This window comes from Streptomyces humidus (assembly GCF_014649655.1).
In the GTDB taxonomy this organism is placed as follows: Bacteria; Actinomycetota; Actinomycetes; order Streptomycetales; family Streptomycetaceae; genus Streptomyces; species Streptomyces humidus.
On the sequence record NZ_BMTL01000028.1, the window covers coordinates 132,080 to 139,103 of the forward strand.

The 7,024-nt window shown below is 70.6% G+C and carries 8 protein-coding genes; all 8 read right to left on the minus strand.

Annotation, left to right across the window (positions count from 1 at the left end; genetic code table 11):
* Position 1: 1 nt before the first annotated feature.
* Positions 2 to 1,081 carry an NAD-dependent epimerase/dehydratase family protein gene (locus IE239_RS29515; RefSeq protein ID WP_190152466.1) on the minus strand — a complete coding sequence of 360 codons (1,080 nt, stop codon included), beginning with the start codon at positions 1,079 to 1,081 and terminating at the stop codon, positions 2 to 4.
* A gap of 288 nt (positions 1,082 to 1,369) precedes the next feature.
* Positions 1,370 to 1,468, minus strand: a complete 99-nt coding sequence (locus IE239_RS29520; protein WP_003948845.1) for a 30S ribosomal protein bS22 — start codon at positions 1,466 to 1,468, stop codon at positions 1,370 to 1,372.
* A gap of 179 nt (positions 1,469 to 1,647) precedes the next feature.
* On the minus strand, positions 1,648 to 1,860 hold the full coding sequence (locus IE239_RS29525; RefSeq protein WP_004984898.1) for a helix-turn-helix domain-containing protein: 213 nt from the start codon (positions 1,858 to 1,860) through the stop codon (positions 1,648 to 1,650).
* 133 nt (positions 1,861 to 1,993) lie between these two features.
* Positions 1,994 to 2,809 (minus strand): phosphatase, encoded by an 816-nt coding sequence (locus tag IE239_RS29530; protein ID WP_190152467.1) that lies wholly within the window; start codon positions 2,807 to 2,809, stop codon positions 1,994 to 1,996.
* A gap of 208 nt (positions 2,810 to 3,017) precedes the next feature.
* Positions 3,018 to 4,190: an acetoin utilization protein AcuC gene (locus IE239_RS29535; RefSeq protein ID WP_190152468.1), complete on the minus strand. Its 1,173-nt coding sequence runs from the start codon at positions 4,188 to 4,190 to the stop codon at positions 3,018 to 3,020.
* Entirely contained in the window at positions 4,141 to 5,376 is a 1,236-nt protein-coding gene (locus tag IE239_RS29540; RefSeq protein ID WP_190152469.1) for an MFS transporter, read from the minus strand. Before IE239_RS29540 ends, IE239_RS29535 begins: the two co-directional genes overlap by 50 nt.
* Positions 5,377 to 5,451: 75 nt before the next feature.
* Positions 5,452 to 6,162, minus strand: a complete 711-nt coding sequence (locus IE239_RS29545) for a VC0807 family protein (RefSeq protein ID WP_190152470.1) — start codon at positions 6,160 to 6,162, stop codon at positions 5,452 to 5,454.
* Positions 6,163 to 6,254: 92 nt separating this feature from the next.
* Entirely contained in the window at positions 6,255 to 6,899 is a 645-nt protein-coding gene (locus tag IE239_RS29550; protein WP_190152471.1) for an HAD family hydrolase, read from the minus strand.
* Positions 6,900 to 7,024 lie beyond the last annotated feature (125 nt).

Here is a 7,024-nt window from a genome sequence, read left to right on the forward strand (position 1 = left end):
CTCAGTTGGCGCTCGGCGTCGGGGGGTGGGCCGGGCCGGCGGCCCGATCGCCGCCAGGCAGCGGCAGCGCGGCGATCCGGTCGACGGCCCCGGCGACGGCCCCGGGCGGCAGCAGCCCGGGCCCGTGGCTGCGCGCGAAGTCCTCGAACGTCCCCGCCGTGGTGTAGCGCGGCAGGAACCCCAGCGTCTCGCGCATCTGGACCGTCGACACGACCCGGCCGTGGGTGAGCAGCCGGATCTGCTCGGGCGAGAAGTCCGTCATGCCCAGGGTACGCACCAAGGAGCCCGCCCAGGTGACGGCCGGCAGCAGCAGCGGCAGGGTGGGCCGCCCGAGCCGCCGCGAGCACTGCGACAGCAACAGCACGCCGTCCCCGGCGATGTTGAAGGTGCCGCTGTTGAGCGTGCCCCGCTCGGGTTCGTGCGAGCCGATCCGCAGCACCTCGATCACGTCGTCCTCGTGCACGAACTGCAGCCGGGGGTCGTAACCGAACACGGTGGGCAGCACGGGCAGCGAGAAGTACGCGGCGAGCGGCGTCTCGGCGGTGGGCCCGAGGATGTTGGCGAACCGCAGCACGCACACGGCGACGTCGGGCCGCCGCCGGGCGAACCCGCGCACATAGCCCTCCACCTCGACGGCGTCCTTGGCGAAGCCCCCGCTGGGCAGCGACTTGGCGGAGGTGGTCTCGGTGAACACGGCGGGATCGCGGGGCGCGGACCCGTAGACGTTGGTGCTGGACTTGACGACCAGCCGCTTCACGTTCGGCGACTTCTGGCATGCGCCGAGCAGCTGCATGGTGCCGATGACGTTGGTCTCCTTGACCGTGGTCCGGCTGCCGCCGCCCAGCGCGGTGCCCGTCACATCCAGGTGCACGACCGTGTCGGCGCCGGTCTCGGCGAGCACCCTCGCGATGGTCGGCTGACGGATGTCCGCCTGGATGAAGTCGGCGCCGCCCAGATGGTGCTCCGGGGGCACGGCGTCCACGGCGACGACCCGGTCGACCTGTGGGTCACGCTGGATCCGTCGTACGAACCGACCCCCGAGTTGACGGGCCACTCCGGTAACGAGCACGACCTTTCCCAAGATCCGCGCCTTCCTTCCGTCCTGGAACCGCCTGGCCACCCTGCCGCGTTCCCCGCCTGCGGGCCAACTTAGCGGGTCGGTATCACGCTGCGACGACCGACCGATCCGCGACGTGACGGGAAACATCGGCCGTACGACCGGATCAGCCACGACGCCCGTCCAGGCATACGCACGGCGTTCAGCCGGGCGCACGGATCCTGGACATGCATGTGGCCCCCCACCGATAGCACGGTGGAGGGCCACACGACGCCTACGCGGCTCGCGTCGCGAAGAAGTAAGTACGTTCGCTTACTTCTTGTTGCGACGCTGAACGCGCGTGCGCTTGAGCAGCTTGCGGTGCTTCTTCTTGGCCATCCGCTTGCGCCGCTTCTTGATAACAGAGCCCACGACTACCCTCGCTCACTTCTCATCACTCGGTGCTGGGCGCCATGGGCCCATACGACCTACGAGGGGCTAGCCTACCCGTCCGAGCGCTGAGGTCGTAATCGAGGGACCGGAGGGGTCCGGGACGGCCCTGCGGCCGGACCCCTCCGCCCTGTGGCCCGCCCCTGCGGCAGGCCCGGCCGTCAGGCGGTTTCCACCCCCACATAGCTCTCGCGGAGGTACTCGTGAACCGCTTGCTCGGGGACGCGGAAGGACCGCCCCACCCGGATCGCGGGCAGATGACCGCTGTGCACCAGGCGGTACACGGTCATCTTCGACACTCGCATCACCGAGGCGACTTCCGCCACGGTAAGGAACTGAACCTCGTTCAGAGGCCTCTCGCCAGCTGCAGCCATGACACACCTGAACCTTCCGCACTCGACTCGACGGCCACCGGCTTCCCCTTCCGGTGACTCTTCGTCGCTGCGTGCTCACTCCCCAATGTAGGGGCGGGTGATGCGAGTGGGGAAGAGGTGCACCCATCAGCGGCTACCGTGACAGACACGCTCGATTGAGTACGTAGCGGGTCAGCGGCCTGTAGGAAGCGGATCGCACGGCGTCGTCAAGTGGAACGACCACCGAGACGGTCCCCTCGGCCTCCCCGACGAACGGCGCGGGGTCGTCCGTGTCCGCCAGCCCGATGGCCTCGAACCCCAGCTGACCTGCCCCGCAGACCCACCCGTGGTCGCCGATCACCAGCTCGGGCAGCCGTCCGCCGCCCTCCGCCGCCGCCGCGAGCGCCACCCGAACCGGCAGCGGGGAATGGCTGTGCGCACCGGTCGCACAACCGGCGCGTTCGGCATCGGCCTCCCGGACGACGGCGACGCCCCGTACGTACGCGAGACGGTGGGTGCGTAGGCCGAACCGGGTCGTTATGTCGACACAGTGACCCTGCGCCGGGGTGAGGACATCACATCCCGCCGTCGACAAAGCGTCCGCGAGAGCGGCGTAGAACCCCAGCAGCCGATGCGGGTGCCCGGTGCCGAGAAGCACGCCGACGCCACGCTGGGCGACCGAGGCGAGCCGATCCGCGAACGCGTCCAGGGCGGCCAGCGTCCGTTCGGGATCGATCACATCATGCCCCGAGACGCACCCGGGATCGGCCGAAACCCCACACCTGTCCGCCATCAGCGCGAGCAGTTCCCGCTGCCCCCAACTCCGTTCGGGATCAAGCCCGATCAGCACCCGCGGGTCCCGAGCGGCGAAGAGGCGGTAGCTCCGCAGGCTCTCCTCCCGGGTGGTGGCCACCACCCCGGCCAGCCCCGCAGCAAGCAGATGCGCCCGAAGGGCCGCGGTACTCCACACGGGTCGATGCTGACGGACGAAGCGCAGGCCGGGGGCGGAAACAGCGCCGGCACCCCACGGTTGGCGTAAGCACTCCAGCCCGTCCGGGGCTCGAGGACGAGGCCCCCCAGGGCGAAGACGCGGTCCAGGAGGGGGCGGAACACCCCGGAGGAACGCGGTGGGCCGGGGCGGACGGGACGAAGAAACGCCCCATGCCCCCCACGCACCCCTAGGCCAGCAGCCCCCGCAACGGAAACACCGCCCGCCGCGTGGCCAGCACGGCCTGGTCCAGCCGATCGGCCGGGTCGTATCCCGCCTCCCACTCCGCCCACCGCACCGGCCACCGCCCGTCGGTCATCCGCATCGGCCCCAGCTGACGCGTTCGGGCGAAGACCTCCTGCCGCCACCCCTCCGGGATCACCGTCTCCGGCGCGACCGGCGTCCCCGCCGCGACCGCCACCAGATGCGCCCAGGACCGCGGTACCACCTCCACCACCGCGTATCCGCCCCCGCCCAGCGCGACCCACTTCCCCCCGGCGTACTCGTGCGCCAGCTCGTGGCAGGCCACCTGAACCGCCCGCTGCGCGTCGAGGGACACCGCGAGATGGGCCAGCGGATCCTCGAAGTGCGTGTCCGCCCCGTGCTGCGTCACCAGCACATCCGGCCGGAAGTCCGCGATCAGCTCCGGCACCACCGCGTGGAACGCCCGCAACCACCCCGCGTCCCCGGTCCCCGCCGGCAGCGCGACGTTCACCGCCGAACCCTGCGCCGCGTCCCCGCCGGTCTCCTCGGGCCAACCCGTCTGAGGGAACAACGTACGAGGATGCTCGTGCAACGAGATCGTCAGCACCCGCGGATCGTCCCAGAACGCCGCCTGCACCCCGTCCCCGTGATGCACGTCCACGTCCACGTACGCGACCCGCCCGGCTCCCAGCTCCAGCAGCCGGGCGATCGCCAGCGACGCGTCGTTGTAGACGCAGAATCCCGACGCCCCGCCCGGCATCGCGTGGTGCAGCCCGCCCGAGAAGTTCACCGCGTGCAGCACGTCCCCACGCCACACCGCCTCCGCGGCCCCCACCGACAGCCCGGCGATCAGAGCGGACACCTCGTGCATCCCCGCGAACGCCGGATCGTCCATCGTCCCCAGCCCGTAGGCCTGGTCGGCCGACCCCGGATCCGCCGACGCCGCCTTCACGGCGTCGACGTAGTCCTCCCGGTGCACCAGCCGCAACGTCGACTCCCCGGCCGGCTTCGCCGCGACGACGTCCAGCGCCAGGTCCAGCCCCAGGGCGCCCACGAGCCTCCGGGTCAGATCCAGCCTGACCGGATCCATCGGATGCTCGGGCCCGAAGTCATAGCCCGTTACTGCCTCGTCCCACATCAGCTGTGCGCGGCCGCTCATGCCCGCCACCGTATCGGTCCGATCGAGGAGCGAACGACCGGGCGTACACCAACGTCACCAGCACCAACACCATCGGCACCGCCATCGCCCCCCGGTAGCTCCACGCGTCCCCCAGCGCCCCCACCAACGGCGAACCGACCAGGAACCCGACGTAGTTGAAGATGTTCAGCCGCGCGATCGCCGCGTCCGAGGCACCCGGGAACAGCCGCCCCGCCGCCGCGAACGTCTGCGGCACCAGCACGCACAGTCCCAGCCCCACGAGCGTGAACCCCAGCATCCCCACCCATGCCCCGGGCGCGCCCGCCACCACGGCGAACCCGCCCGCCGCCACCAGCGCCCCCACCCGCACCACGGCCGCCGCACCGAACCGCCGCACCCCGAAGTCCCCGATGGCCCGCCCGAGCAGCGTGGTCACCATGTAGACGTTGTACGGGACGGTCGCCAGCTGCTCCGAGCTCCCCAGCACGTCCTGGAGATACTTGGCGCTCCAGTTGGAGACCGTCGAGTCCCCGATGTAGGCGAAGGTCATCACCAGACACAGCGGCAGCAGCATCGTGAAGACGACACCCGAGCCGCCGCTCCCCGCTTTCTCCCTCTCCCCCTCGCCGGCCCCCGGCGCCGCCCCGGAGTCCCCGTCGACGTACCAGCGGCTCCCCACCAGAGCGGCCGGCAGCAACACCGCCACCACCGGCAGATACGACACCCACAGCGCGAGGTGCCAGTGCGCCCCCACCCATGCCAGCGACGCCCCCACGATGCCGCCCAGGCTGTACACGGCATGGAAACCGAGCATGATGCTGCGTCCGTACGTCCGCTGCAGACTCACCCCGAGCATGTTCATCGAAGCGTCCAGCGCCCCCACGGCCAGCCCGAACACCGCCAGCGCGACCCCCAGCCCGGCCATCCCGCGCGCCGCCCCGACCCCCACCAGGGCCAGCAGCACCACCGGCTGGGACCAGCGCAGCAGCAGACTGGGCGGTATCCGCTTCACCAGCTGCTCGGTCGTCACGCTCCCCACCCCGGCCAGCACGGGCACGGCCGCGAGGAAGACGGGCAGCAGCGCGTCCGAGACGCCGTACCGGTCCTGCACGGCCGGGATCCGGGTCACCAGCAGAGCGAACGCGGCCCCCTGCGCGAAGAAGCTGAAAGCCAGGGAGGCCCTACCGCGCCGCAGCACATCTGTCATGGCGGCGAGCGTAGGGCCCCGGCGTACTCGTGGGTAGATCCAGCCAAAGATGAATTCCCCTCAGCTTTGTCGACGTCACCGGGCCAGGGCGACCGCCGGCACCTCGTCCGCGGCCTCCACCGGTTCCCCGGCCTTCGCCTCGGCGGCCACCATCGCCTCCATCGGACCGGCTCCCAGCGCCCCGCCGGCCACGAGGCCCAGTGCGATCGCCACCACCATGACCACCGACCCCAGCCACACCATGGTGTCCACCGGCACCGTGTACGCGCCGACGATCCGCACCACGCACTCCGCGAGCAGCACCGCACCCCACACGAGCGAGAAGACCCGCTCGCGACCGCGGAAGTCCGCCGACGCGGCCGCCGCCCCGCTCTCCAGCCGCGCCCAGGCCGCCTCCCGGACCGCGTCGCTCTTCACCAGGAACGGCTTCAGCCCGGCCGTCATCATCGGCCGTCCCAGCGCCACGGAGACCAGGATCCCGATCCCGACGGTGCTGCTGACCCCGCTGTCCTTGGCCAGCATCAGCCGTGGGTCGCCCGAGACGAAGCTCAGCACCAGCCCGACGACGTTGACGACGAGGATGAGCCCCGCGAGACCGTTGACCGTCCGCTTGCGCAGCGCGCTCCACAGGGTGCGTCCGGCCGGCACCACGCTGCTCCAGGCGAGGGCGGCGAACGTGCTCATCCCGAACGCGCCCTTGAACAGGTAGTACGACCCGAGCGGCACCACCACGTCCACGATGAGCGGGGCGAAGGCGTTCTGCTTCTTGTGCTGGTTCGTCGTCATGCCCACAGCCTCGCGGCCGGGAGGGGGCGCCCGGTAGAAACGATCATCCGGAGCTATGCATGACAATTGTCAGGCCGCGGGCACATCCGGCGTCAGACCAGCAGGTCAGCCAACTGCCCCAGGTCCGAGAAGAGGCGGGTGGCCCCCGCGAGCCTCGCGGCGGGCGTCATCGCGGTGAACCCGTACACGTCCATTCCCGCCGCCACGGCCGCCCGCACGCCCAGCGGACTGTCCTCGACGACCACGCAACGCTCGGGCGACGCGCGCATCCGCTCGGCCGCGTACAGGAACAGGTCGGGGGCAGGCTTGCCCTTACCGACGTCCTGCGAGCTGAAGACACGGTCCTCCCCGAACCAGCGGTCCAGCCCGGTCTTCCGATGCCCCACCCGGATCCGTTCATGACTCCCGGAGGAGGCCACGCAGTACGGCACTCCGTCAGCGGCCAGCTTCGCGAGGACGTCCACCGCTCCGGGCACGGGTTCCAGCTCCCGTTCGAAGGCCGCGAACACCCGCCGGTGGAAGGTCTCGTCGAACTCCGCCGGCAGCCGCTGTCCCGTGCGCTCCCCGACCAGGTCATGGATCCGGTGCATCGCTGATCCCATGTAGTCCCGGATGGAGTCCTCGTAGGACGTCGGATGCCCGAGCTCGGTCAGATAGGCGGCCAGAAGCCTGTTGGAGATCGGCTCGCTGTCCACAAGGACACCGTCGTTGTCGAAGATCACCAGGTCGTAGCGCATGCCTGAACCCTAAACGACCCCGAAAAGGCGACCACGACATTGTCCCGGGAAAACAGAAAACCCCCGCACCGGAGGTGCGGGGGTTTCCCATAAAATTTGTTCGGCGGTGTCCTACTCTCCCACAG

What these genes read in the sequence shown, in the direction of transcription:
- IE239_RS29550 (WP_190152471.1), bottom strand. Translation starts at nt 6,899, where the DNA reads ATGCGCTACGACCTGGTGATCTTCGACAACGACGGTGTCCTTGTGGAC.
- IE239_RS29540 (WP_190152469.1), bottom strand. Translation starts at nt 5,376, where the DNA reads ATGACAGATGTGCTGCGGCGCGGTAGGGCCTCCCTGGCTTTCAGCTTC.
- IE239_RS29525 (WP_004984898.1), bottom strand. Translation starts at nt 1,860, where the DNA reads ATGGCTGCAGCTGGCGAGAGGCCTCTGAACGAGGTTCAGTTCCTTACC.
- IE239_RS29535 (WP_190152468.1), bottom strand. Translation starts at nt 4,190, where the DNA reads ATGAGCGGCCGCGCACAGCTGATGTGGGACGAGGCAGTAACGGGCTAT.
- IE239_RS29545 (WP_190152470.1), bottom strand. Translation starts at nt 6,162, where the DNA reads ATGACGACGAACCAGCACAAGAAGCAGAACGCCTTCGCCCCGCTCATC.